The 24,865-nt window shown below is 37.9% G+C and carries 23 protein-coding genes; 9 read left to right on the top strand and 14 right to left on the bottom strand.

The genetic code is table 11. The features are described from left to right. The first annotated feature begins 61 nt into the window (after window positions 1-61). Both ACLPIE_RS03475 and ddlA read left to right on the top strand, forming a co-directional pair. On the top strand, window positions 62-547 hold the full coding sequence (locus ACLPIE_RS03475) for an NUDIX hydrolase (protein WP_430259690.1): 486 nt from the start codon (window positions 62-64) through the stop codon (window positions 545-547). A 243-nt stretch (window positions 548-790) separates the two neighbouring features. After that, window positions 791-1,894 (top strand): D-alanine--D-alanine ligase, encoded by a 1,104-nt coding sequence (ddlA, locus tag ACLPIE_RS03470; RefSeq protein WP_430259688.1) that lies wholly within the window; start codon window positions 791-793, stop codon window positions 1,892-1,894. A 66-nt stretch (window positions 1,895-1,960) separates the two neighbouring features. Here ddlA and ACLPIE_RS03465 read toward each other — a convergent pair whose 3' ends face one another. The 3 genes from ACLPIE_RS03465 to ACLPIE_RS03455 form a co-directional block, all read right to left on the bottom strand. Further along, the gene (locus tag ACLPIE_RS03465; protein WP_430259686.1) at window positions 1,961-2,512 is read right to left on the bottom strand and encodes an AAA family ATPase; all 552 of its coding nucleotides are present in this window, start codon (window positions 2,510-2,512) and stop codon (window positions 1,961-1,963) included. Between the two features lie 255 nt (window positions 2,513-2,767). Beyond that, the gene (locus ACLPIE_RS03460; RefSeq protein WP_430259684.1) at window positions 2,768-3,541 is read right to left on the bottom strand and encodes a GNAT family N-acetyltransferase; all 774 of its coding nucleotides are present in this window, start codon (window positions 3,539-3,541) and stop codon (window positions 2,768-2,770) included. Between the two features lie 3 nt (window positions 3,542-3,544). Further along, entirely contained in the window at window positions 3,545-4,645 is a 1,101-nt protein-coding gene (locus tag ACLPIE_RS03455; RefSeq protein WP_430259682.1) for an NAD(P)/FAD-dependent oxidoreductase, read from the bottom strand. 157 nt (window positions 4,646-4,802) lie between these two features. Here ACLPIE_RS03455 and ACLPIE_RS03450 point away from each other — a divergent pair, with 157 nt between their 5' ends. Then, window positions 4,803-5,627, top strand: a complete 825-nt coding sequence (locus tag ACLPIE_RS03450; protein ID WP_430259680.1) for a PhzF family phenazine biosynthesis protein — start codon at window positions 4,803-4,805, stop codon at window positions 5,625-5,627. A gap of 49 nt (window positions 5,628-5,676) precedes the next feature. Here ACLPIE_RS03450 and ACLPIE_RS03445 read toward each other — a convergent pair whose 3' ends face one another. Both ACLPIE_RS03445 and ACLPIE_RS03440 read right to left on the bottom strand, forming a co-directional pair. Next, the gene (locus tag ACLPIE_RS03445; RefSeq protein ID WP_430259678.1) at window positions 5,677-6,837 is read right to left on the bottom strand and encodes an MFS transporter; all 1,161 of its coding nucleotides are present in this window, start codon (window positions 6,835-6,837) and stop codon (window positions 5,677-5,679) included. A gap of 31 nt (window positions 6,838-6,868) precedes the next feature. Further along, window positions 6,869-7,666, bottom strand: a complete 798-nt coding sequence (locus ACLPIE_RS03440; RefSeq protein ID WP_430259676.1) for an inositol monophosphatase family protein — start codon at window positions 7,664-7,666, stop codon at window positions 6,869-6,871. 89 nt (window positions 7,667-7,755) lie between these two features. Between ACLPIE_RS03440 and ACLPIE_RS03435 the strand changes: the two genes are divergently transcribed. Next, complete coding sequence (locus tag ACLPIE_RS03435) at window positions 7,756-8,526, top strand: DeoR/GlpR family DNA-binding transcription regulator (RefSeq protein ID WP_430259674.1); 771 nt, start codon at window positions 7,756-7,758, stop codon at window positions 8,524-8,526. 187 nt (window positions 8,527-8,713) lie between these two features. Here the strand turns inward: ACLPIE_RS03435 and ACLPIE_RS03430 are convergent, their stop codons facing one another. Further along, on the bottom strand, window positions 8,714-9,496 hold the full coding sequence (locus ACLPIE_RS03430) for a GNAT family N-acetyltransferase (RefSeq protein WP_430259672.1): 783 nt from the start codon (window positions 9,494-9,496) through the stop codon (window positions 8,714-8,716). Between the two features lie 184 nt (window positions 9,497-9,680). Between ACLPIE_RS03430 and yqfB the strand changes: the two genes are divergently transcribed. Continuing rightward, the gene (gene yqfB, locus ACLPIE_RS03425) at window positions 9,681-10,010 is read left to right on the top strand and encodes a N(4)-acetylcytidine aminohydrolase (RefSeq protein ID WP_430259670.1); all 330 of its coding nucleotides are present in this window, start codon (window positions 9,681-9,683) and stop codon (window positions 10,008-10,010) included. A gap of 109 nt (window positions 10,011-10,119) precedes the next feature. On the opposite strand, the gene ACLPIE_RS03420 is transcribed toward yqfB, so the two are convergent. The 3 genes from ACLPIE_RS03420 to ACLPIE_RS03410 all read right to left on the bottom strand — a co-directional run bounded on the left by ACLPIE_RS03420 (window position 10,120) and on the right by ACLPIE_RS03410 (window position 13,939). After that, complete coding sequence (locus tag ACLPIE_RS03420) at window positions 10,120-11,109, bottom strand: D-cysteine desulfhydrase (protein WP_430259668.1); 990 nt, start codon at window positions 11,107-11,109, stop codon at window positions 10,120-10,122. A 14-nt stretch (window positions 11,110-11,123) separates the two neighbouring features. After that, the gene (locus ACLPIE_RS03415) at window positions 11,124-12,551 is read right to left on the bottom strand and encodes a Na+/H+ antiporter NhaC family protein (protein WP_430259666.1); all 1,428 of its coding nucleotides are present in this window, start codon (window positions 12,549-12,551) and stop codon (window positions 11,124-11,126) included. 488 nt (window positions 12,552-13,039) lie between these two features. Then, on the bottom strand, window positions 13,040-13,939 hold the full coding sequence (locus ACLPIE_RS03410) for a LysR substrate-binding domain-containing protein (RefSeq protein WP_430259664.1): 900 nt from the start codon (window positions 13,937-13,939) through the stop codon (window positions 13,040-13,042). A 136-nt stretch (window positions 13,940-14,075) separates the two neighbouring features. On the opposite strand from ACLPIE_RS03410, the gene ACLPIE_RS03405 reads away from it, so the two are divergent. Together ACLPIE_RS03405 and ada are read left to right on the top strand one after the other, a co-directional pair. Then, window positions 14,076-14,246 carry a hypothetical protein gene (locus ACLPIE_RS03405; protein ID WP_430259663.1) on the top strand — a complete coding sequence of 57 codons (171 nt, stop codon included), beginning with the start codon at window positions 14,076-14,078 and terminating at the stop codon, window positions 14,244-14,246. Between the two features lie 143 nt (window positions 14,247-14,389). Continuing rightward, a complete protein-coding gene (gene ada / locus ACLPIE_RS03400) occupies window positions 14,390-15,454 on the top strand; it encodes a bifunctional DNA-binding transcriptional regulator/O6-methylguanine-DNA methyltransferase Ada (protein WP_430259661.1) in 1,065 nt (354 codons plus the stop codon). Between the two features lie 59 nt (window positions 15,455-15,513). On the opposite strand, the gene ACLPIE_RS03395 is transcribed toward ada, so the two are convergent. Next, window positions 15,514-16,764, bottom strand: coding sequence for an MFS transporter (locus ACLPIE_RS03395; protein ID WP_430259659.1), 1,251 nt, complete (start codon window positions 16,762-16,764; stop codon window positions 15,514-15,516). A gap of 496 nt (window positions 16,765-17,260) precedes the next feature. Here ACLPIE_RS03395 and ACLPIE_RS03390 point away from each other — a divergent pair, with 496 nt between their 5' ends. Then, window positions 17,261-18,409, top strand: coding sequence for an MFS transporter (locus ACLPIE_RS03390; protein WP_430259657.1), 1,149 nt, complete (start codon window positions 17,261-17,263; stop codon window positions 18,407-18,409). 45 nt (window positions 18,410-18,454) lie between these two features. On the opposite strand, the gene ydeE is transcribed toward ACLPIE_RS03390, so the two are convergent. Together ydeE and ACLPIE_RS03380 are read right to left on the bottom strand one after the other, a co-directional pair. Further along, window positions 18,455-19,645: an efflux MFS transporter YdeE gene (gene ydeE / locus ACLPIE_RS03385; RefSeq protein ID WP_430259655.1), complete on the bottom strand. Its 1,191-nt coding sequence runs from the start codon at window positions 19,643-19,645 to the stop codon at window positions 18,455-18,457. Window positions 19,646-19,955: 310 nt separating this feature from the next. Beyond that, window positions 19,956-21,113 (bottom strand): iron-containing alcohol dehydrogenase, encoded by a 1,158-nt coding sequence (locus ACLPIE_RS03380; protein WP_430259653.1) that lies wholly within the window; start codon window positions 21,111-21,113, stop codon window positions 19,956-19,958. Window positions 21,114-21,634: 521 nt separating this feature from the next. Between ACLPIE_RS03380 and ACLPIE_RS03375 the strand changes: the two genes are divergently transcribed. After that, entirely contained in the window at window positions 21,635-22,519 is an 885-nt protein-coding gene (locus ACLPIE_RS03375; RefSeq protein ID WP_430259875.1) for a 4Fe-4S binding protein, read from the top strand. A gap of 58 nt (window positions 22,520-22,577) precedes the next feature. On the opposite strand, the gene ACLPIE_RS03370 is transcribed toward ACLPIE_RS03375, so the two are convergent. Both ACLPIE_RS03370 and ACLPIE_RS03365 read right to left on the bottom strand, forming a co-directional pair. Continuing rightward, window positions 22,578-23,477, bottom strand: coding sequence for an alpha/beta fold hydrolase (locus tag ACLPIE_RS03370; protein WP_430259651.1), 900 nt, complete (start codon window positions 23,475-23,477; stop codon window positions 22,578-22,580). A gap of 122 nt (window positions 23,478-23,599) precedes the next feature. After that, window positions 23,600-24,808: an MFS transporter gene (locus tag ACLPIE_RS03365; protein WP_430259649.1), complete on the bottom strand. Its 1,209-nt coding sequence runs from the start codon at window positions 24,806-24,808 to the stop codon at window positions 23,600-23,602. Window positions 24,809-24,865 lie beyond the last annotated feature (57 nt).

The following is a 24,865-nucleotide window of genomic DNA, read 5'->3' as shown; positions in this document are numbered from 1 at the left end:
AAGCCATATGATCAGAAACCATTGCGCTGTTAAACATTATGAATGAAAGAGCTATATTTTTATGAACAACGATATCAAGCATTTCACTGCGACTGCGATGATCCGAAATGAAAAAGGTGAGTTTTTGTTACATAAGCACCGCAAACTTGGTTTTTGGTTGCCTCCTGGTGGGCATATAGACCCAAATGAAGAGCCTCAGGAGGCCGTTATTCGAGAAGTATTAGAAGAAACTGGTTTAATATGCAAAGTCTTAAGTTGTGGTTATCCCTTTAAATCTCAAATAATGGATTCTGCTCATACACAATCGTTACCCGTGCCAATGGCTATTCTTAAAGAATTTATCGCAGATAAACAAAAGGGAGACCATTGGCATATAGATATGATTTATCTTTGTGAATTACTCATACCTATGGACGTTCCTTTTAAGGAGTTCCAGTGGGTGCCATTTGAACAACTTAGCCAACTCAATATACCTAATGATGTTATTGAGTTAGCAGTTATGGTCAATGAGTATTATGAAAGGCAACAAGAAACTAGTTCACACTGAAAAACAGTAAAGATCCCCCAGCATAATCAATGAAATGCCCCATTATGAGTTGATAATTAGTTAGTTAGCCAAGTTAATATCAGTACTAGTGCAATGATAAACTAATATGAATCGCTAACAAAAAAAGATGTTTTGGTCATTAATTCATCGAACCTTACTGTAATGCAAAGAATTTATGACATAACTATTTCTTCGCGTGCTATATTTCTCTGCTAGGTTTGATGTCTTATGTTGGAGTAGGTAATGAGCAAAATACGGGTAGGTGTGATCTTTGGTGGTAAATCAACAGAGCATGAAGTTTCTCTGCAATCCGCTAAGAATATTATCAATGGGTTAGACCGCAATAAATTTGATGTATGCCTTTTAGGGATTAATAAAGAGGGGCTATGGCACGAATATAATGAAAGTGATTTTTTATTGCATGGTGATGACCCATCTCGTATTGCATTAAATACGCCAAAACGCAGTGTTGCAATTGTCCCTGGTAAAGCCAGTGAACAATTTATCTCCCTAGAAGATGCAAAACCTCTTCCTCAAATCGATATCATTTTCCCCATTGTTCATGGCAACTTGGGGGAGGATGGCTCGTTACAAGGTCTTTTACGCATGGCAAATTTGCCGTTTGTCGGTCCAGGGGTATTAGGTTCTTCAGCGTGTATGGATAAAGACGTGACAAAAAGATTGCTTAGGGATGCAGGCTTAAAAATCGCGCCATTTGTGACTGTATTAAGCAATCAACGCAAAGCCGTTAACTATCAAGAGATTGTTGCTGAATTAGGGTTACCGCTATTTATTAAGCCAGCAAATCAAGGTTCTTCTGTTGGGATCAGTAAAGTCAGTAATCAGTCTGAATTTGATGAAGCCATTGATTTTGCATTCTTATTTGATACAAAAGTATTAATCGAAAGTGCAGTCAAAGGGCGTGAAATTGAATGTGCGGTATTAGGTAATGATGAGCCCTTAGCTAGCCCATGTGGTGAGATTGTTCTACATGATAGTTTCTATGCGTATCACACTAAGTATATTGATGAAAATGGGGCTTCTGTTGTTGCGCCGGCACAATTAGATGAAGCGATCAGTGATAAAATTCGTTATGTTGCTTTAGATGCATATCGAGCATTGAATTGTAGTGGTATGTCTCGTGTTGATGTGTTCTTGACTGAAACCAATGATGTGATCATTAATGAAATAAATACATTACCGGGCTTTACGAACATCAGTATGTATCCAAAGCTGTGGCAACAAGGTGGGATGACCTACCAGCAATTAATCAGCCGCTTAATTGAGCTGGGTATTGAAAAATATCAGCAAACAGCACAGTTAAAAACGGCCTGTGATGAACTTTAGCTTCTGATATTGAACGCTATCGGTAGCTGCAATAGCTATCGATAGCATAACAAATAAAGAATTATCTCATACGGGCTGAATTTGTCGCCTCATTTGCGCCAAAAAAAGTGCCGTTTCTTTTGGCGAAGTTAGTCGGATAAAATGAATATGGCGCAAGTCCAAATTTGCCATGTGCTTAAGGTTTCTTTGCTTGTTTTGATGATAAGTTTTTAGCGTCCATAATATAATGGAATCACGGCTAAAAAATGCCTTTTTCCAATTCTCTCTATTCCCTGTATTTGGCCACAATTCTTCTTGGGAGCGGATACGTGAAAGCGTTCTGGTAACCGACTGATAAAGTGTGCGCGATAGTGAATAGTCGAGCCAGACCACCATGTTGACATTTTTCCACTTAATGGCTTGTGTACGTGTGTAATTTCCATCAAGAACCCACCCAGAAGGTGCTTGCTCAAGCGCTTGACTGAGTTTAAATGTGAGTTCTTCGTCCGTTGAGGGCTGCCAATTAGCTAACCAAAACAGGTTATCGAGCTCAATAGCTGGCACATTTAACAATAAAGACAGTTGACGACAGAGGGTACTTTTACCACTGCCACTGGTACCGATAATATTAATTTTCATATAAAGGATTACGTATATTTGTGGTAAGTAGGCAGCTCTCGGCTGTTTAGTGGAGGGTAGTGTTACCAGCCACAATGATGCAATAAGTTATTAGCAATGCATTGTGCAAAAATAATTGTGAATATTGCGTATTATCTTCTAACAACTAATGTGTGGAAATAAAAAGTAGCCGATTTTTGTTTCCTCATTAGGCCATTGTTGTTGGAACCATTTGGCTATCAGTGGCTCCAACGATGGCTCATTATACAAGAAATACTAATTGCACCAGACATAATTGATATAACGAAATAGGGGGTCAAAGCCAAATTTTTTATACAGGTCAAACCCAGCCTCAGATGCATCTAAAAAGCAATGCTCTACACCTTGCTGTCGACAAAAAGCCAACGCGTAATCAATTAATTGTGAGGCGTACCCGTTGCCTTGGTGTTTAGGCTCTGTTCCGATATCATCGAAACGAGCCAGTCCTCCTTCAATGGTGACCGTCATTGACGTGGCAGGTGCACCATCAACTAATAACACAAAGTGGAACTGTGGTGCGCCTTGCTGCAAGGCGTCTTCATGGTAACGAACATACTCTTTGATAACTTGATCATGTTCTTCCGATAAATAAAACGCTGCAACTAACGGAGTCGCCCATAAGGATAAGTCATGGTTAGCTAACACAATGTCTACTTGATTATCAGGTAGTGTGACTTTCTTTTGCTTTGCAAGGGTTAATGCCATCGCGGTTGTGACGCTGTCACGTTTGTAGTTTAAGGCCTCTGCCTCTTGCACCACTTGTGGCAGCATTTCTTCAGGAACCACCAACGTGTGGTTTTTCTTTTGTGATACGAAAAGATTATGTGCTTGCATAAAAGCATGGCTGGTGGAATCAGGCTGTAAATAAATAAAGTTAAATGCAGGCGAGTTCAGTGGTGTTAAATAGCAAATGGTATGTTGTGCGATTTGAATGCTGTGTTCACAAATCGAAGTCCAAAACGTTTTTTCGATCGATTGATAATGTCTTAAGTAGTAAAGCGGAATATTCATTTGTCAGTTACCTGATGCAAAACGAGTTAATCGATATGGGTCTAACGCAGCTTGCTTTGTGCCATGCAATATTTCATCTTGTGCTAAATGGCAAAGTAAAGGAGCCAATGTAATAGCTGCGTGCATACTGATAATATATAAACCTTCAAAATCAGCAACATTTCCAACAATTGGCATCTGATCTTTAGGCATAGGTCTCATTCCTATGAAAGTTTTTTCAAGACTGAGCGTATTATTATCTATAAAGGAGTTTTTTATTGTTGTTAGGGCATTTTGTGCGATGTGAATAGCACTATGTTCAGGTTGTTCATTAATATAGTCTTCTGCGCAAAGTATATGATTGTCTGAAGCAGGACGAAGTTCCATATCAGGCGTTGAAAGAATGTGCTCAACCATTGGCTTAGTTTCTAATTTATTTAGATGCACAATAATGCAAGGGGAAGCGGATACTGGGATCTCAATGTCAAGTGAAGCCAAAAGGTCAGTAACATTCACACCTGCGGTTATAATGGTTTGATCAGCGCTAAAGTGACCGTGGTTAGTTTTGACGCCTAAGATGTGTTTCCCATTACGAATGAAAGATAGTACCTCATGCTCAGGTAGATAATTAACCCCTTGCTCAATGGCAAGGTTTAATAGTGTTTGCGTTGCATGAATAGGGTCAACACTCCCTTCGTCTGGGCAAAAAGCCGCAATATTAGGTAGGGTACGTAGGTTGGGTTCCATGATTTGTAATTCAGAACATGTAAGCCCTTGCATATTAAAATTGTGATCTTGATGGTTATCGATAAACTCTTGGGTCGCTTCGTCGGTATCTTGCCAACTGATCGCACCTGACCAATTAATATTCAGTGCGCCACGGGTTAATTGGTCAAGCTCACGCCAATGAAATAGTGCTTGTTGGCGAAACAAACTGTAGCTATCGGGGCGGCCATAAGAAACATTCAACCAAGCAAAAGCGTGCTGTGTCACACCGAGTCCAGCATGGTGCTTATCAAGTAAAATTATGTCATTTTGGTTGCTGCGCGATAAGTACCAAGCAAGGGTGACACCAACAAAACCAGCACCTACGATAATAATGGTTTTTTTATTTTTAGCTTGCATGAATGGTTTACCTTTAAATTGGTGTAACTTAATGAAAAATGGTATAAAAATAGGATGATAACGATTAATTTATTATTTGGTAATATACAGTTAAGTTATTAATCAGACACTATTATTCTAATAAAGACACGATATATAAAGTAAAACAGGGTATGAAATGAAGTATATCTTTGAGCAAGTAAACGTTTTCTCTTCGACAAAACTCGATGGAAACCCACTAGCGGTAGTGATTGGCGCAGATAATTTAACGGAAGAGCAAATGACAAAGTTTGCCAAATGGACGAATTTAAGTGAGACCGTTTTTTTATTGAAGCCAACAATACCTGATGCAAACTACCGAGTAAGGATCTTCACGACAGAAGGGGAACTCCCTTTCGCTGGTCATCCAACATTAGGGAGCTGTTTTGTTTGGCAGCAAACGTATGGTCAGTCATTAGAAAAAACCATTCAAGAATGTGGTGTAGGTTTAGTCACCATAAAAAAAGTGAATAACCGACTCGCATTTAAAGCGCCACCTCTGATCCGTAGCGGTAAAATAGAAGAAAGTGAAAAATTAAACGTTTTTAAGGCATTAGGTGTTACGAGTGATGATGTTGTTGATAGTAGTTGGTTAGATAATGGCCCCGGTTGGTTAGGTATTGAACTTAAATCTGTGGATAAGTTATTAGGTATTAAGCCAAATTACTCACAACTAAATGGCTATAACATTGGTTTATGTGCTATTTATCCAGAAGGTTACGAAAAACAACTCGAAGTCAGGGTGTTTTGCTGTTCAATTGCAGATGAAGACCCCGTCACTGGCAGTTTTAATGCAGGAGCTGCTCAATGGTTGATCCCGCAAGGTAAATTGCCTAGACAGTATATAGCTGGCCAAGGTCAGTGCACTTTGCGCGATGGCCTAGTGTATGTGACAGCCGATGAAGAAGGCATTTGGATTGGCGGTGACGTAGTCAATTGTATTAGCGGTACGGTAGAGCTTTAACTAAGAAACCATAAGGTGACAGAGTAAGTCACCTTATGGTCAAAATTTGTTATACGCGAATGAAGCGAGTCACAAATGCAATGACGGCTAATAATGCGGAAATAATCAGCAATGCAGTAGCTAAAGATAACTGAAAAGCAACAAAACCGATTACCGCAGGCCCTGCAAGGATACCTAAATAACCTAATGTGGAAATTGCTGGAACTGCAAGGGCTTCTGGCATGGTTTTTTGTTTTCCAACCGCGGAAAACATCACAGGGACAATGTTCGACGAGCCTGCACCAACTAATGCAAAGCCAATGATTGCTAACACTAAGTAAGGAGATAACACCGCGATAATAAATCCTAAACAAGCTAGCAAAGCACCTAAAAAAACCACTCTGGCAGAACCAACTCGCATGACAATTTTATCACCAAGAAGCCGGCCTACTGTCATCATCGTTGCAAAAGCGGCAAATCCCAGTCCACCTAACGTTTCTTTTAAGCCATGGTGCTCAATTAAAAATACAGCCCCCCAGTCGAGTACTGCACCTTCAGCAAGAAATATGGCAAAGCAAACGACACCAATGACTAAGACAATACCTTTGGGGATGGCAATCAGTGGCCCTGTAGGCGCATTGGCATAGGGGATTAAACCGTTATAACAAACCATCAATAAAACCAATGCGATGATAGAAATGAAAATGGATGCCAGTGTTGCAGAAACACCTAAAAGCAAAATTAAGCTCATAGTGCCAGCTCCGGCTATTCCCCCAACACTGTAAAAGCCATGAAAACCAGACATAATGGGTCTATCTGAAGATTTTTCAACAATCACGGCTTGAACATTCATGGCGCAATCGGTTAAGCCAATGAAAATACCAAAAAGTAGCAAGCCGATAACCAGTAAATTGATTTGTGATAAGACAGATAAAATAGGAAATAGTAAACAAAATGCAATGGTTGAGATTACCATTAGGCGGCGGCAGCCATATTTTGCCGCTAATGCACCAGTGACGGGCATGGCGATTAAGGCTCCGCCGCCAAAGCAGAGTAACAACATACCAAGCGTTGCATCATTAGCGGCCGTGTTTACCTTAACATAAGGGACTATCGCCGCCCACGCTGCGGTGACAAAGCCTGCAATGAAAAAGATAATACGCGTGGATACCTGTTCTTTTTTAGCGGGTATGGGGTGAGTATTGATGTTTACTTGTTGAGTAGATTGCATTTTATAATACTTTTCAAAGGGATGAATTAGACTAACCGTTATTTAGGATAGCCAGAACGTGTTCATGAAGAATAGGGCAGCCAGAGGCGACGACAGCACCACCACCTTCAGCTCGTTTTCCATCAAGTGTGGTGACCTTGCCACCTGCTTGCTCAATAATAGGGATTAATGGAATAATATCATAAGGTTCCAGTGCGAATTCAACACAAATATCAATCCTTCCTGCGGCGAGCATTGCCATTGCATAACATTCCCCTCCGTAGCGCGTCATCAAAACCTGTTCATTTAATGCCATAAAATGAATATCAGGACGAGAAGAAATTGGTTCAGGGGACGTGGTATGTAAAATGGCTTGAGCTAGTTGAATATTTTTCCGCGTTGTTAATCGATATTGCCCATGGGCACTGCTTGTCCAACTACCATGTTGATCTGCCCAAAATCGCTCACCGATATAAGGTTGGCTCATCATTCCCATAACAGATTTTCCATTCTCTGTGACACCAATTAAATTAGCCCATAGCGGTAACCCACACAGAAACGGACGAGTACCATCTATTGGGTCTAACACCCATTGGATAGAGCCATCACCAGTAATACCATATTCTTCACCCATGATTGAATGATTTGGATACACTTTGGCTATATGTTCTCGCATGCATTTTTCGGCAAGCCTATCCGCTTGGGTTACAGGGTCGAAGCGATAATTGGCTTTGGGTTTATTCTCTACGACACTAAGTTCATTGGTACGGTAATGTTGCAATGAAACTTTTCCCGCGATATTTGCCAGTTCATGTAGAAAAAAACTATCAGGTAGTTGAGAGTGGCTCATTGTTCAATCCTCATATCGGTGAATAAGATAGTATTTGACATCTTGACTTGCTCGATTATGATGCTTTAAAAACAACAAAGAGGTAATTCATGCTCGATTATGCCGCTTTTCCAGAGCAAAGACAAAATAAAATTCGTCAATTATTACGGGACAATGGGCGTGTGGTGTGTACTATTCTAGCCAAAGAAATGCAAGTGTCTGAACATACTATCCGTAGGGACTTAAATGAATTAACTCAAGAAGGGGTTTGCCGAAGGGTGCATGGTGGTGCGGTGAGTATGTTAGTAGAAACAGGCACATTCGAGCAAAGGATGGAGCAGAATCAAGCTGAAAAAATTAAAATTGCGCGAGCCTGTAGTTTATTAATTAAATCAGAAGGATGTATTTTTATTGACTCTGGTTCAACCAATCTGGAAATTGCAAAAAACCTGCCAGTACAGCTTTCACTTACGGTTGTCACTAATTCGCCCGTTATTGCGCTTGAATTAATGAAAAAACCCTTATGTGAAGTGATTTTAGTAGGGGGGAAATTAAACCGTGAAATCGGTGCGAGCATTGATACATCAGCGGTTCAACAGGTTAATCGCATCCATTTTGACCAATGCTTTATTGGTGGTTGTGCATTAGACCCACAAATGGGGGTAACTATTTTTGATTATGAAGAGGCTGAGTTTAAAAAGGCTTTGATAGAACGCAGTAATCAAGTGATTATGGGGGTAACAGTAGATAAGCTACCCGGTGTCGCAAGGTATACCATTGCCAGTTGTGAGCAAATTTCCGTTTTAGTGATGGATGGAGAGCTGAACAAAGGCAAAGCAAACTTATTTGAAAATAGCTCATTGAAGATAGTTTTAACATAGCTAATCATTTTCAACCGAAAATAAGGTATTTTGATACCTTATTTTGAGGATGTCTGGATATAATTCACATAAAGCATATAGAAACCAGAGTTTGGAATGAAATATTGTATTTAGTCTACGTAACTGTATTCCGATTAGAAGTGGTGTAAAAGTAGGATAGAAGGGAACTCGTAGTACGATTACGCCATTATTCAGCAATAAAACTGTGGTAGTTAAAAATAGCCTCAAAGCCAAGTTTTTGGTAAATAGATAAGCCATCACTGGATGCTTCTAACACACATTGTTCAACACCATGTTGATTGCAAATATAAAGAGCATGTTTAATCAATAGGGTGGCAAAGCCTTTTCCTTGAAATTGAATATCGGTACCAATGTCATCGAGACGTGCAGTTTTGTTATCTAACGTTAATGTTAATATTGAAACTGGCTGTTGTTCAGCATATAAGACAAAGTGCATCATGCACGTTTGCTTATCGAGCGCTCTTTGATGAAAACGAATATACTCATCAATGACAGATGAGTTTTCTTCCTCTTCATCTGCATCAACAGGAAAAGCGGTGACTAATGGCTGCGCCCAATCAGACAATTGTTCATTACAGAGTTTAATTTGGTAGTTAGTTTCAAGTTGTGGCGCGGTACTATATTGAGAAAGTGCTTTTTGGGGTAACACCATTGCCGTAGACTCACCATCAACAATGAGACCACGTCGGGTTATTTCGGACTCAAATTGGTGAAGTACTCGCTCATGAACAACGAGGACATAAGGTTTAGCTTGTTGCTTAAATAAGCGTTCTGCCTTCTCAAAACTCGTAATACTAGCGCCTTGGTGTAAATAGATAAAATTAAAAATGGGCAATGGTAATTCAGAGAAATAAGCAACAGTGTGACTGTCGATATAAACTGTATCTAGGCAAATGGCAGACCAAAAATGGCGTTCTTGTTGGTAAAATAAAATTTCATTATTATTCATTATATATTCGCTGTTTTTATATGTTATTGGCTGTAATTTGTGACTATTGTATATAATACAGGCTATAAATCTATAGCAGGGAATAACTTGAAAGCACGAAAGGAACCATCGCATTGTTTTTTAATTAAATTATTAGACAATAGGCATATTATTCAATAGAGATAAAGCAAATTCAGGGAAAAGTATGAACAAATCACCGACAACGATTACATTTTTTGAACGTTTACTTCCTTTGGTTATTTCAGGGGAGAAAGTGATAACTATCCGCGATGAAAGTGAAAGCCATTATGTGCCTGGTAGTATCGTCAAAGTTTACGCATTAGAAACCAACAAATATTACACTGAGATCGAAATTTTATCCGTGAAGCCTATCAGCTACGATGACATCTCTGAATATCATGCAAAACAAGAAGCGATGTCGTTAGATGTGCTAAAAAAATTGATTAGGGAAATATATCCAAGTGAACAATCTTTATATGTGATTACTTATCGCCTTGTAAAACAGAATCATTAATAACAATAAAAACGTTTAGTCATTTTCCAGTAATTTCATTAACATTGCTGACATCAACGAAGAATATAAGGGCATCTAAGCCCTTATATTCATAGAGTTAATGAAGTAATTATTTAATTGTTTGGCTAATATCTGAATAGGCAAATAAAGCTTGTGCTCCACCTGTATGGACAAATAATACAGGTGTTTTTTCAGATGAAGTCTCTAGGTAATGAATTAACCCTGCCATTGCCTTACCTGTGTAAACAGGGTCTAACAAAATACCCTCTTTCTGAGCTAAAAGTTGAATTGCTTTTAGGCCTAAGTGATTAGGCATACCATACATTGGCGCAAAAAAATCATCCCATAGTTGAATTTTCGGTGCTTCAGAGAGATCTAACAAATGAGTGAGCTCATTCTGTAACTTTTCAACCTTTGGTGCTTGATCCTGCTGTTTTCTGGATACGGTGACACCAATAACTTGGCTTTGTGGTAATAGCTCGTGTATACCAATGGCAAGTCCGGCATGCGTTCCTGCACTACCTGATGCAACAATAATCTTATCAAACTCAATATGTGATGGCTTTTGATGGGCAATTTCAATCGCACACTGGATATAACCGAGAGCACCTAATGCATTAGAACCCCCAACAGGTACAATATAGGCATCTTCGAGTTTTAACTCTTTAATCAGTTCTTCCATTTGTGCTTGCGGGTCTATTAATTCATCACACATTACACAGCGAGCAGCAAACAAATCAGTTAGTAATTTATTGCCATTATTAAGAAAATTAGGGTTATCACTTTGGATCGGATTTTCTAATAAGGCGACGCACTCCAATCCGTACATTGCTGCAATTGCCGCAGTTTGCCTAACATGATTAGATTGAATTGCACCTGCGGTAACAATTGTTTTTGCATTTTTTGCTTGTGCATCGGCAATTAAATACTCGAGTTTACGCAATTTATTTCCCCCCATAGCTAAAGGAGTCATATCATCACGTTTAATATAAATTTCCCGTCCATATTTTTTGGACAAGTTATCTAATCGGCTAAGAGGGGTGAATGCTTTAATTAAGTCTAGCTTTGCAAATTGCGTTAATTTTTGTTGAAGTGACATTTAAATCCCCAAAATTAGTGAGTAAAACCGAGGTAAAGATAAATAGCGAGTACGATACTAGCCGTGGCTAATGCATAAGGCATCTGAGTACGTATATGCTCAATATGTTCGCAATCTGTTGCCATGGAAGCCACGATAGCATCGGCTGAAATAGGTGATGTCATATCACCGAATATAGAGCCAGATATTGCCGCACCAATCATATATTCGACAGGCATTCCTACAGACAAGCCAAGTTGAACACCAATAGGGATCATTATGGCGAAAGTTCCCCAAGATGTTCCTGTTGCTAATGACATAATGGCACTAATAATAAAAATGAAGCCAATTGAAAAGCCAGGAGCCATAACGCCTTGGGTTACTTCGGCAATATAAGCGCCCGTATTTAGTTCAGCTGAGACATTACCCATTAAAAAAGCCAAGATCATAATGGAGCTAATTTTTAGCATATTGGCATAGCCAACAAATAGCTCTTTGAAGAAATCATCAATATTTAACAAACGGCGTCCAATAAACCAACAAAAGGATACCGCTGTTCCAAACATAACGCCCCAATATACAGATGTGGAACCACTTCCTTTACTAAAATCGCCGTCTCCGGTGATATAAAGAGCAATAGGTACCATTAAAACGGTAGATAGAATTGGAATGAAAAAATTTAATGACGAGTGCGCATTAGGATGGTCGATAATTTTATCTTCACTATCTTGGTCTTGGATATGAGAGATATTTCCGGCAAGAAAGTTTTGCTGGTATTTATCTTCAGCCTTCTTCATGGGGCCCCATGATATATTAGTAAAGACATAAAATAATATAGTGGCGAGAGATAACCAAGCCATTAAATTATAACCTATTGAGGTAATTAAAAGGTCAAAAGGCTCCCCAGTAATGAGGCCTTGGGATATTTGTACGCCGATTAAGCCCATAATGACGGCTCCCCAACCATTAATAATGGCGGAAGAGCAAACAGAAACACAGGCAGTTTGGATAATATAAGACATCTTTTCTGGTGCAACACCATATTGTCTGGCCAAATTTTTTGTTGATGCACCAGCAACTAACTGGTTAATCGAACTTTCAATAAAAATTAACGAAGTAATAACAATGGCGAGTAGCTGAGTTGCGGTGCGGTTCTTAATTAATCTAGTTTTATTAGTCAATAATTGCACAAGAGCACGAACGCCGCCTGTCACAACGACTAAACGCATTATCCCACCGATCATGACCATAAAGACAATCGTACGTGTGTTACCTGCATCTGAGAAGGTGTTAATAATCCCATCCACAGTTCCTTTAATGCCTAAAAGGATGTTGTGATCATGAATAACTGTAAAACCGACTAATATTCCCAACATTAACGAAAGCATTACTTGGCGAGTTAAAATCGCCAAAATAATGGTCACGATGGGGGTAATAATTGTCCAAATACCATAGTCCTGCATGTGTTTACCTGCGATCTTAGAGAAATATAAGAATGTAATGACGTTATAATTATCGAAAAATCATAGCATTAATCACAAGTTGGTAGAATAATTTTATGCAGTCGGAAATGAGTTATGGCAATAAATAAAGGAAAAAAACATGTAAAATAATCGCCTTGATAAAAAGTATAAAATTAACTATATCTGCAACCAATTTTCCTTAAGTAACCTTGAATTATGCATTACCTTAGAGGTATTACAGCACAAATCATTTATTTTTGGTCGAGAAAACGTGGTGACAGTCCGCCAGAACAGAATACCAATCTAATACTTCATTTTGTAAGCAGGCCAACCTGTAATTGAGCTAATTCTACTATCTTTTACATAAAGTATAAATCAGCAGCGTTATATTCTTGTCATGGATGTAATGCAAATTTGCTTGCATTTAATACCGTTTATAAGCGCTTACATCGACGTTATTTTAGGTATCTATATAGCATAAATAGGGGTTATTGTGGTTCTATTTTAGTTGAGTACTTTTTGATGAAATCAATAAAACACCGTAGCCGTGGTGAAACGGCTTGGTTACGGTAATACACGGCATTAATGGGCTGGCGGATCATAACGGTTTCATTTTCTAAAACTTGAGTTAATTGCCCATTGGCCAATGCATCCCGAGTCACAAAATCGGCAGAGCATAGAATTCCTGTACCTTGAACAGCGAGGTGAAATAAAACTTCCCCACTTGCACCTGCAATATCGGGTTTAATTTTCAATAAGTTACCATCAGACGATTTAACTGGCCATGTATTTAAGGATTCTGGATGAGTAAAACCTAACAGGCAATGTTTTTTCAATTCTTCAACTCGTTGTGGAACACCATATTTTTCTAAATATATAGGGCTGGCAACTAAACGTTTTTGACTAAAGCCCAATAGAGTCGCATTAAGGGATGAATCCTTGAGAACACCAATGCGAAAAGCAACATCTATGCGTTTTTCTAATAAGTTAGTTATCCCTTCATAGTTATTAATTTCGAGTTCAATTTGCGGATAGCGTTCATGAAATGATGGTATCAAAGGGGCAATGACATGCGTCAAAAAGGGGGTTGGAGCATCAATACGCAATTTTCCTGATGGGATAGTTTGTCTAACAGATAACATTTCTTCTGCTTGTTGAGCGAGATCAACTATCTCTCGTGCTTTTTGTAAAAATGCGGAACCTTCATCACTTAGCTTTATCGTACGGGTTGTTCGATAAAGCAGGGTGGTTTCTACTTTTTCTTCAAGTCTGAGTAATAAACGGCTTACCGTTGAGATGGTTATGTTTAATTGCTCTGCGGCAGCAGTAATAGAGCCGCAATCAACCACACTGATAAAAGCTTGAAGTTCATCAAAAGTAATTTTCATTATTGCATTTCCGGCAAAAGTTATTTTGACCTTAGCGCCTTTTTTAGCGAATTTCAATTATTAGCGAATCGTCGTTCGAAAGTTGTTTTAGTTTTTTTAATGTCAATATTTACAGTGGGGGAATTGACTTTCTGCAATGTCGCCTAATTTAGTGACGCTGTCACTTCTTTCGGTTCATCACAAGTTTAAATCACGGCGTATTTTTGGGCTAGGTGCCATTGTAGTGGTAAGCATAGTATCGGCAGGAAAACAAGTCAGTACTATTGTCACTTGCTTGCAGGATCGTTCAACCGATCATTTTGCTTAACCGATCGGTGTTACCCTGTAAGGGCGTTTCATTCTTAATCAATACAAGATATATAATGACTGAATTAAAAAGCAAAGAATGGAGTTTTTTGCTATTCATTATCAGTCATGATCAGCTAAATTAATTGATAAAGGGCTTGTATTATGGTGACGAGAAATTTATGGAGTACGCCAGAGCAACGTTGGCAAGCTGTCGTTGAACGCAATAAAGCGGCTGATGGTTATTTTGTGTATGGAGTGAAAACATCGTTAATTTATAATCACCCCTCTGCGGCTGGGCGTTTACCAAATAGAAACAACATTGAGTTCTTCGATAATGAACAACAAGCGATTGCTAAAGGTTATCGCCATAGTAAACGCTTTCGCAAAGAAACATCTCAATTAACGCATTTTTACAAAGAGAAAATTGAAGAAGCTTGCCGTTATATCGAACAGAATAGTCAAACTTTGACCTTATCTAAATTAGCGGAACATATTGGTATCAGCCGCTACCACTTTCATCGTTTATTTAAATTACATACAGGATTAACACCAAAAGCGTATGCCATCGCTTTTCGCCACAAAAAATTGCAAGAACAATTGAAGAAGCAGGAGAAAATTACAGATGCAATCTATGAGGCTGGTTACCAATCTAATAGCCGTTTTTACGAATTATCATCACAGCGGTTAGGTATGACACCAAGCGAGTGGAAAACAGGAGGAGATGGTAGAAAGATTTACTTTGCTCTTGCCGCCTGTTCACTGGGAACCGTACTCGTTGCACAAAGTCCCATTGGTGTATGTGCAATTTTATTAGGGGACGATCCCGAGCAATTACTATATGATTTACAGGATAAATTTCCCAAGGCAGAATTTATTGGTGCAAATGATGATTTTGAGCAATTGATTGCTAAAGTTGTTGGGTTTATTGAAGCGCCAGAAATTGGATTAGACCTACCCTTAGATATTCGAGGTACCGCATTCCAACAACGAGTATGGCAAGCGTTGCGTGATATTCCAACTGGAAAAACATTAAGTTACAGTGAAGTAGCCGAAAAAATAGGTCAACCTCAAGCAGTAAGAGCAGTGGCAAGCGCTTGTGCTGCAAATATGCTTGCAGTGGCTATACCTTGCCATCGGGTTGTTAAAAATAATGGTGATCTCTCTGGCTATCGTTGGGGAATTGATCGTAAGCACGCTTTATTACTTAAAGAATCTAAAGGGAAATAATAATTTATTAATATGCTGCCCCTAGTGTGCTAAATATGAAAATAGGGGCAAGCGAATGATTAATTGTTCGGAACGGTTTTGCGTTTATTTGCTAATATCATGTAGATAAGGTATAGAATAGTAAAACCAGCGGTATAACCTGTGAAAATTAACCAGAATGTTTTCCAATCTACCACGCTATCTACAGTGTTAAGTTCAATAATCCAACCGCAAAGAACGGCACCTAGAAACGTCCCAAAACCATTAACCAGTGTTGTGAAAACCCCTTGTGCGGTAGAGCGAAACTCAGGGGCTATTTCTTTTTCTAAGAATAATGACCCTGCGATATTAAAGAAGTCGAAAGCACATCCATAAACGACCATAGATAAAAATAAGGCAATGGTTCCTATTGCAGTGAAATCACCATAAGCAAATAAGCCTAAGCGTAAAATCCAAGCCACCATACTCAAAAATAAGATAGTTTCGATCTTAAACTTTTTCAGTAAAACAGGTAAGAGCAAAATAAAAATAATTTCTGAAAATTGCGATATTGATAAAAAGATAGTGGGGTATTCAGAAAAAATGGAGCCTTGAGCTTCAGGCGCTTTTGCCACATCCTGTAAGAAAGGAACACCAAAGGTATTTGTTATTTGTAAAACAGAGCCGAGCAGCATGGAAAAGAATAAAAATACAGCAACACGTCCTTTCTTAAATAATAGGATAATATTTTGGCAGTTAAAGTTAGGGCTGTTTTTTTCGGGTTTATTTTCACTAATGTTGTTAGTAGAAATACAAAAAATAGAGTAAATACTCAAAACAATGGACGCAGCAGCACTGATATATAATTGATAAAAACTCATTTCAAGTTTTAATAAGCTAATTGCCCACATTGCAACAATAAAACCGACAGTACCATACACTCTTATTTTAGGAAAATAAACGTCAGAATCTAGCTTTTGAGCTCCTAACATTTCAAAAACAATGCTATTACAAATAGAAATTGTAGGCATATAGAACATTAGGTGAACTAATGTCGTGATGAAAAGTAATGTAATTGAATGGCTATGAGCCATAGCAATTAAGAATATAGCAGACAAGATATGAGATGTGATATAAACCAATTTACGGTTATTAATTTTATCAGCAATAAACCCCATAATTATAGGTGAACATAGAGCTGATATCCCTAGTGTACTGAATATTAAACCAATTTCACCGCCTTTAAAATGAAGGGTGTTGAAAAGATAAGATGCAAACGTAACCAGCCAAGATCCCCACACAAAGAATTGCAAAAACGAAACGATTTTTAGTCGAGTTGTTATTATATTCATGCTTATACGCCTTTAGTTAGTCTAAACATGCTTGAATGTAATGATTAAACACGTTGTTCATTTCAAATAGTTTAAAAATCAAACATGGAAGCATTTACCTCATCATTGGTTTTCTATTATAAATTAGCTAAGAGGTTCGTTTTTTGATGTAAATGAGGCTAATGGGTGATTAAATGTAGTAATAATGACTTTATATAGTGGGATTTACGTATTTCATAAAAATATACGGCTATCTACATAATGGGGTATATACAAAATCTCTGTTGCGTTCATGTTTTTTTTGTTGTTTAATAATGTGAACCTCATGCTGTTCTGCCCTGTAACTTCTCTCTATCTTTCCTTCCTTATTTTTTCTTCTATCTGATATCTATCAATTTATTTATTCAATACTCCAGTTTCTAGTATTTCACTCAATTTAACTTCAGGTTTTATTCTATCTAGCTACCGAATTTAATGCGGCGGTTTATATTATAATTTTCATTCATGGTAATATATTATGTCATCTACACGTTATTTATTATTCATATCTGCAATTGCGGTTTACCTTGTGGGTTCAACAGAATTTATGTTATCTGCGATAATGTCGCCCCTTGCCGTTGTTTTTGGCGTTGTTCCTGAACAGGTTTCTTGGTTAATATCGGTTTATGCAGTGGCATACACATTGGCTGCACCCATAGTTGGTTATATTTCAGATAGAATAGATAAACGGAAAATTCTATTAACCTCTATTTTATTATTATCGTTAGATAGTTTTGCGATTGTTTTGTCACCAAATTTTTCGGTCGCATTAATTTTACGTATTTTGGGAGGGCTTGCATCAGCCGCATTAGTACCTATCATTTTTTCACTGGTAGCCGATGTTATCAAGTCAGACAATCAAGCATCGGCAATGGGGATTGTTATGATGGGGATGACATTAGGTATCATAACAGGGCCTATATTAGCAGGCGGATTAGTCCAATATTTTTCATGGTATGCTCCTTTCCTACTAACGGCTATTGTTGGTTTGCTTGTTTTTAGTGTGGCTTGGTTTATTTTGCCAAGTTCAAGAAGTAGTCATATTCCTCAACGTTCATTCAATTGCTTAAAGCAAGTGAATATTTTCTCTCTGATCCTGGCCAAAGGAATGTGGAATGGCGTCTCTGTGAGTCTGTTTTTACTAGCTGGCGAAATTTTAAGGCATAGAACAACACTAGCAACTGCTGAAGTAGGTAGTTTTATGGGGCTATTTGGTATCGGAATATTATTGGGTAATGTATTTGTAGCAAGAGTTACAGCTTTCAAAATGCAGGATGCAATAAAGTTAATTCTTATTTTACTCGTTACGTTTACCGTGCTTATATTATTTATTAGTGGAAAGTTAGGGCTGATAGGGCATGGTGTATGCCTTTTATTACTTGGTCTAACATTGGGTTTGGCATCACCAATAAGTACCTCCCTATTAGCAAGGCAAAGTACAAGCGATAAAGGGTTGGTATTGTCTGTTTCTGAAAGTGTTAATAATCTAGTATTGCTAAGTTTATTACCCGTTTTATCATACCTAATTGCAAAAAACCTTTTTGGGGGATTGCAGCTTATAGTAATAGCCATGCTTTGCAGTGCTATTACCTTAATCGTAATTTCGATTAAATTTAATAAACATTAGTTTATTCTACCATGAATCATTTTTTATTTACGGTAGAGTAAGCCACTAATGCGTATTTAATAGCTGATTTTGTCTTAATCGCATACCATTTAGCATCGACATCCAAGCTAAGAAAGTAATAAATATAAGAATAATAAAAATAAAGTAAGGGGGAAGTTCCGTAAGAACCACCCCCGTCAGCATTGGGTTAAACGCACCGCCTAGTAACCCAAGAGATTGAGCAGAAAAGTAACTCGCTTTCATGCCTTCGGGCGCTATGCTATCAATAAGCATGTATTCCCCTGGTGCATAAATCAATTCCCCTAAAGTAAAAATAAACGCCCCTAAAGCCCATAAATATAAATTTTCATGGGCATACGTAAAGGTGACTAACCCTAAGACGAAAAATAGACTGCCTAGAGACATTAATTTTCTTAAATTATCGGGCGTAATACGTTTGCCAACAGTATATTGCAAAGTCACTACAACCACGGCATTAACAGGTAAAATAACGCCAATAACAACTTGAGCAAAGTCGCTGTTTGTCACCGTAATCACATATTGTGAAATCCAAGTGGTAAAAGTACCAAAAACGAGAGAACCTAAAAATGTTGATAATATAAACCAAGCAAGTACTTTGTCACGCAACATCGCCGCAGGGTTCCATTTTCTTACTTTTTCTTCTTCTTGAGCAGTAGGTTTTATACTTTGTACGAACCGCTGGATAAAAAAGATAGGTAAGGCTGCACAAATAGCAGCCAAATAAAATGGTAAATTAATACTGTACATTAACAACCAAGTACCAATTGGTGGTCCAATAGTCCAACCAATATTGATAAAGGTATAATTGAGTGAAAATATTTTTGCTTTTAAAGCAATAGTCAATGTGTCTGCAAAGTAGGCTTTTAGTACCGTAGAAAATACAGAATATGAGCAGTTAATGAGTGAAAAAAAGGTAATGACTAAAATAGCATTATTTACCGTTGGTATAGCAATGAATCCACAAATGAAAGCAATAATTGCAAATAACATACAACGTTTTTTATCAACTCGGTCACCTAGCATGCCAAAACCCATACTAAATAGTACGCCAACAATCATTGCTAGTGACATTGCGATACCCACAATGTCAATTGCCATATGATATTCACGGGTTAGGTAAATTGCCATGAAGGGCAAGGTTGCCCCGCGGCCTATAGTTAAGAGCAGCGACGATGCAAGTAATGCACTGTTTGATATGTTAAATTTAGAAAACATGGCTCACGACCTAAGGCATTTATTGTTGTTATAAATTTGTTTCAGATAATCTGTCAGTTATAAAATACATAAAATTAGAGCAGGGAGAAACGGGGAATGACGTTGGGAATTTAAAACGACATTTTGCGGGCGCTAATGTACCATTTGCAATTGAAAATCCGGTAATACGATAATCTATCTATTCAATTAAATGTTATATGCTAGGCTTATTCATTCTTGGTTTTAATTAAAAATAAAATCGAGTTCAAACAGGTGGAAATAAGGAGCAACTCTGATTGCTCCTTTATACGATTAATTACTATACGATTAATTACAGTGCCGCAGTATATACACGGCGGCTAACATCTAGGGTAATATCTTGGTGTTCGCCTAGTTTTATCATGTTATGAGCTTCCAAGCTTTTGACTAAAGGCTCGATAACTTCTTGGGTAAGTTGATAATCACTGAAGCGTGTACCAACATGCATTTGTTCAAAGAAGTTCCTCGTTAATTCAATTGCCTTGATGGCTTTTTCTTGCGCGGTTCCTGTTGTGATCCCCCAGACTTTTTCTGCATATTGCGCTAACTTGTCCTGCTTCTGGGCTAATTTTTCATTCAACATTGAAGGGAGCACGATAGCTAATGTTTGTGCATGATCTAAACCGTATAAGACCGTTATTTCATGGCCTAACATATGCGTTGACCAGTCTTGTGGAACACCTGCACCGATTAAACCATTCAATGCTAATGTTGCAGTCCACATTAAATTAGCACGAATATCGTAATCATGAGGCGTTTCTAATGCTTTAGGTCCTATTTCGATCAATGTTTTCAATAAACCTTCGGCAAAAACATCTTGCACATAAGCATTAACAGGATAAGTTAAATATTGTTCAATAATATGCACGAAAGCATCGACAACACCATTACTAATTTGTTTAACGGGTAATGTGTATGTTTTTACTGGGTCCAGAATGGAGAATTGAGGGAATACATAATCGCTACTAAAGGCGAGTTTTGATTGTAATTCTTCGCGTGTTATGACCGAACCTTTGTTCATTTCAGAGCCGGTTGCAGGTAAAGTGAGGACTGTACCAAAAGGTAAAGCTGATTTAATCGTCGCTCCTTGGCTTGTTACTACTTCCCACTTATCTCCAGGGTAGTTTACTGCAGCAGAAACAAACTTCACACCATCAATGACTGAACCGCCACCAACTGCAAGTAAAAAATCAAAGCCTTCTTTTTCTATTTTATCAACAGCTTTAATTAGCGTTTCATAACGAGGATTGGCTTCGATGCCACCAAATAGGTCAAATTGGCGTGAACCTAAGGCTTGTTCAACTTCATTTAAAGTTCCTGTTTTTCTTGCACTTTCACCGCCAAATAAAATAAGAACCTTAGCGTTTTTAGGGATAACTCGGTCAAGTTTGCTGATCTTACCTTCACCAAAAATGATACGAGTGGGGTTATAAAATTCGAAATTGTTCATATATGCCCTTAGTTGAAAGTAGAATTGCATCTAACAGTTGCATGAGTATAGATAAAAACGAATTTAGTATAACTTTAATTCCTTTTTTGTTTTGTTAATTTGATGCTATAAATGTACTTTATTGCAAATATTTATTTAAAGTAATGATTTTATTTTATAGTTAGTGTTGAAGCATACTCTTAAATAAATAATTCCACTATCAGATATGATGATTTAAATTTTCCATCAGTTGTTACTCAGAATAAAAAATCATTTGAATTAGTAAAAATACTTGCCCTGACTATTTCCTATTCATATCAAAAAGTGAATGCAAATATGCTAGAACATAATTGGTGTAGGGCAAGTACTATAAGTTAAAGCTGAAATTGGCATTTTTTGTGTATTTTGATGTTTTTTAGTCTAAATCATCTTTATCTACAGAATGGTGCACTAAAATGGTTTACAGATTAATGTTATAATTTAATCATTAAGCACAATCTTTTTTATAATTATTTTTTGCTGTGATGGGAGAGTATAGGATGATGAGACGTTTTATTAATTTAGAGCTTCCACCTCAGCCGAAAATCAATGATAAATGCGTAAGAAAACGCTTAAAAAATAGTATTTGTGAAAATTGTGCGACCAGCTGTCCTGTTGGTGCGGTGTCATTTGGACACATGGATGCCAGAATTGATAATGAATTATGTTTTCAGTGTGGTAATTGTTTATTTACTTGTCCTGTCGATGCTATTGAAAATATAGCTCCTCATGAACGAGCCTATCAGCACGATTATTTGGTTGTGAGTCATGATGAACCTGTTGCTAATGCAGATGAGTTAATTGTCTGGCATCGGCAATATGGGATACGGGGCCTACAAATTTCGGAGCCTTTAGTTGATAAGTGGTTGCCTGCAATAGCTTCATTGAATTTAAAACTTAAAATGTTGCAAGAACCCATTTGGCAATTACACATTGTTCAACCACCTGAGGTGGATAGTGGTCGCCGTATGATGCTGTTTCGTCAGAAATTAGACCCTAAACCATTGGATAAAGGCAAAGTAAGGACAGGATTAAATGCAAGAAAACAATTTTATCCTGAAGATAGCTGGTATAGAGTCAAGCTTGATACCGCGAGCTGCATTCTATGTGGTGCTTGTGCTAAAGTATGTGAGGAACATGCGATTGAAATTGATAATAACCAATTTTTAATAGACGAAAAGCGCTGTACTGGCTGTATGAGTTGCCAAGTTGTCTGTTTCCCAAAATCAATCCATGTGCAAGAACACGCTGCAAAAAATAGAGAACCGATGGTTTTCAACTATTATGATGGTCAGTGCCATACTTGCCATCTTCCGTTCTCGTCTTGGGAAGAAAATAGCCATATCTGCCCAATTTGTGCTCAGCATAAGAAACAAGGTTGGTTATAGATATTACCTATAGTAAATATAGAATGATAAGGCTCTGTGATAGAACCTTATCTGTGAATTAAATAGCCTGTTCTGTGGCTTTATTTAAATGATCAACGATGAGAGCAGCTATTTGCGGGTTAATTATTGGTGGCGTCTCGTGGCCCATTCCTTCAATAATTTCCAGTCTTGCATTGACTATATTATCGGCGATGTCTCGTCCAGCGGCGAGTGGAAATAATGGGTCAATAGAGCCGTGAATAACAAGTGTTGGCGCTTCTATATGCTGTATATAAGGTCGCAGGTCACCCGTGACTGCAACCGCAACAATTTGTCGTTTAGTTCCTTCTGGGGAATAATTGCGTGCTAACGATTGCTGTATATATTCACGATAATAATTTTCATCAAACGGATAACTTGTTGAACTAATACGACGGTAAAACGCTAGTTGTCCTGCTAAATAAGCCTCTAAGTTTTCTTTCGGGTCAGCACCTGAGCTCATGAGCATTTGCATCACATCAGGTTCACTTTGTGGTAGAGCCGGATTCCCCGTTGATGACATAATTGTGCAAAGAGATAAAGCCCGATCCGGGTATTTAGCCGCCACAAGTTGAGCAATCATCCCTCCCATTGAACGGCCGATAATATGTGCTTTATCAATAGATAAACTATCAAGTAATTGAATAATATCGTTAGCCATATCCATCAAGGTATAAGGAATAGCGAATTGTTCCCCATTTTGCATTTTTTGAATTAACGCATTGAGATTGATAGGGAGAAAATTATCCATATGAGGAGATAAACCCGCATCTCGGTTATCAACACGCAAGACATAAAAACCAGCATCGCTAATCTGCTGGCAAAAATCACGAGTCCAACTAATATTATGTCCACCTAGGCCGGGGATCAATACGATAGCTGGGTTCTCTGGCGTACCAAACGAATCATAAAAAAGTGAACCTACTGAAGTTGTTGTCATTTTTTTTCCAATATTTCGAGTATTATGCTCTTTATGCCGTAATTTTATGATAAATGCTAGTCATAAAAAGGCGTAAAGATTGCTAAGAATTAAAAGTCAATTTTATTTAGGGAAATTTCTCATTAGTGACAACGTTGCGAATTATAGGTGGCTTTACTGAGGAACGTGGCTAATATCAGCATAGCTGCAATGAATAACAGCGCAGAAGCAATAAGATTGGTATTAAAACTATTCAATAAGACAACAACACTGCCTAAAGCAGAGCCTAGTGCAATACCGCCATTGAAAAAAGCGATATATAAGGCACTTGTAATTTCAATGTAGCGGTTACTGTGTGCGATCATCCATGTCATTAACGTCACAGAAACACCACCATACGCAGCTCCCCAGACAATAATTATCATTCCTCCACTTAGCATGGATAGCGGTAAAGCCACAAATAAAATTAAACAAACTGTAATTAATAGCATAATGAAAATGAGTGAAAAATTTAATTTTTTCCCTGCGCTTAGGCCAAATATAAAATTACCAAAAATCCCCGCAATGCCATAAAAAAAGAGTATGAGACTAAGTTGTTCGCCACTCGCATTAAGGTGAGATATTAATAGAGGTCGAATATACGTAAAAGCCATGAAATGTCCAGAAACTAAAAGTAAAGTGATGGCTAGGCCAACTAAGATGACTGGGCGTTTTATTTGCGTAGAAAAGGCTTTAACTGAAAGATTTTTACTGTCAGATGTTAACGAAGGTAAAAATACTTTCATTAATAATAATAAAATCAATGATAATCCAGCAATTAAAATGAAAGCACTTCGCCAATTTAACCAATCACCAATAAATATTCCTAAAGGAATACCAATCACAGAAGCTGTAGCAACACCGCCAAAAATGAATGAGGTTGCTAAACTGATATGCTGAGATGCAACGAGCCGAGGCGCTATACCACCAGCAATTGCCCAGGTAATGCCAATACATACACCGACAAATATTCGGCTGATTAATAACAGTTCAAAGTAGGGGGTAAATGCGGCGAGTGAATTACAAACAATCAGTAAAATAGCAGCAAAAATGAGTAACTTTTTACGATCAATTTTGTGAGTGAATAGCACAATCAACGGGGAACTGACCGCTGCAATCATAGCTGGTAATGTCATTAATAATCCACTAAGACTAATCGAAATAGAAAATTGTTCTGCTATAGGCGTTAGCAGTCCAACGGGTAACATTTCAGTTGTTACGACTAAAAAAGTGGCAAAAGCTAGCGTTAATACCGCTCCCCATGATTGCACTCGATGTGCCGATGTAGAATTCTTGAGAACATGTGACGACATGATATTCCTAATAAAAAATAAACGAGTTGCTGTAGCTTATAGGGGACATTTTATGAG

It is taken from the genome of Providencia sp. Me31A (genome assembly GCF_050487165.1).
GTDB lineage: Bacteria > Pseudomonadota > Gammaproteobacteria > Enterobacterales > Enterobacteriaceae > Providencia.
Note: the sequence above shows the minus strand (reverse complement) of the source record. Positions and strands in the feature narration are given on the sequence as shown.

Bases quoted from the DNA above. Each gene is read 5' to 3' on its own strand.
- ACLPIE_RS03475 (WP_430259690.1), top strand. From the start codon at position 62: ATGAACAACGATATCAAGCATTTCACTGCGACTGCGATGATCCGAAAT.
- ddlA (WP_430259688.1), top strand. From the start codon at position 791: ATGAGCAAAATACGGGTAGGTGTGATCTTTGGTGGTAAATCAACAGAG.
- ACLPIE_RS03465 (WP_430259686.1), bottom strand. From the start codon at position 2,512: ATGAAAATTAATATTATCGGTACCAGTGGCAGTGGTAAAAGTACCCTC.
- ACLPIE_RS03460 (WP_430259684.1), bottom strand. From the start codon at position 3,541: ATGAATATTCCGCTTTACTACTTAAGACATTATCAATCGATCGAAAAA.
- ACLPIE_RS03455 (WP_430259682.1), bottom strand. From the start codon at position 4,645: ATGCAAGCTAAAAATAAAAAAACCATTATTATCGTAGGTGCTGGTTTT.
- ACLPIE_RS03450 (WP_430259680.1), top strand. From the start codon at position 4,803: ATGAAGTATATCTTTGAGCAAGTAAACGTTTTCTCTTCGACAAAACTC.
- ACLPIE_RS03445 (WP_430259678.1), bottom strand. From the start codon at position 6,837: ATGCAATCTACTCAACAAGTAAACATCAATACTCACCCCATACCCGCT.
- ACLPIE_RS03440 (WP_430259676.1), bottom strand. From the start codon at position 7,666: ATGAGCCACTCTCAACTACCTGATAGTTTTTTTCTACATGAACTGGCA.
- ACLPIE_RS03435 (WP_430259674.1), top strand. From the start codon at position 7,756: ATGCTCGATTATGCCGCTTTTCCAGAGCAAAGACAAAATAAAATTCGT.
- ACLPIE_RS03430 (WP_430259672.1), bottom strand. From the start codon at position 9,496: ATGAATAATAATGAAATTTTATTTTACCAACAAGAACGCCATTTTTGG.
- yqfB (WP_430259670.1), top strand. From the start codon at position 9,681: ATGAACAAATCACCGACAACGATTACATTTTTTGAACGTTTACTTCCT.
- ACLPIE_RS03420 (WP_430259668.1), bottom strand. From the start codon at position 11,109: ATGTCACTTCAACAAAAATTAACGCAATTTGCAAAGCTAGACTTAATT.
- ACLPIE_RS03415 (WP_430259666.1), bottom strand. From the start codon at position 12,551: ATGCAGGACTATGGTATTTGGACAATTATTACCCCCATCGTGACCATT.
- ACLPIE_RS03410 (WP_430259664.1), bottom strand. From the start codon at position 13,939: ATGAAAATTACTTTTGATGAACTTCAAGCTTTTATCAGTGTGGTTGAT.
- ACLPIE_RS03405 (WP_430259663.1), top strand. From the start codon at position 14,076: ATGTCGCCTAATTTAGTGACGCTGTCACTTCTTTCGGTTCATCACAAG.
- ada (WP_430259661.1), top strand. From the start codon at position 14,390: ATGGTGACGAGAAATTTATGGAGTACGCCAGAGCAACGTTGGCAAGCT.
- ACLPIE_RS03395 (WP_430259659.1), bottom strand. From the start codon at position 16,764: ATGAATATAATAACAACTCGACTAAAAATCGTTTCGTTTTTGCAATTC.
- ACLPIE_RS03390 (WP_430259657.1), top strand. From the start codon at position 17,261: ATGTCATCTACACGTTATTTATTATTCATATCTGCAATTGCGGTTTAC.
- ydeE (WP_430259655.1), bottom strand. From the start codon at position 19,645: ATGTTTTCTAAATTTAACATATCAAACAGTGCATTACTTGCATCGTCG.
- ACLPIE_RS03380 (WP_430259653.1), bottom strand. From the start codon at position 21,113: ATGAACAATTTCGAATTTTATAACCCCACTCGTATCATTTTTGGTGAA.
- ACLPIE_RS03375 (WP_430259875.1), top strand. From the start codon at position 21,635: ATGAGACGTTTTATTAATTTAGAGCTTCCACCTCAGCCGAAAATCAAT.
- ACLPIE_RS03370 (WP_430259651.1), bottom strand. From the start codon at position 23,477: ATGACAACAACTTCAGTAGGTTCACTTTTTTATGATTCGTTTGGTACG.
- ACLPIE_RS03365 (WP_430259649.1), bottom strand. From the start codon at position 24,808: ATGTCGTCACATGTTCTCAAGAATTCTACATCGGCACATCGAGTGCAA.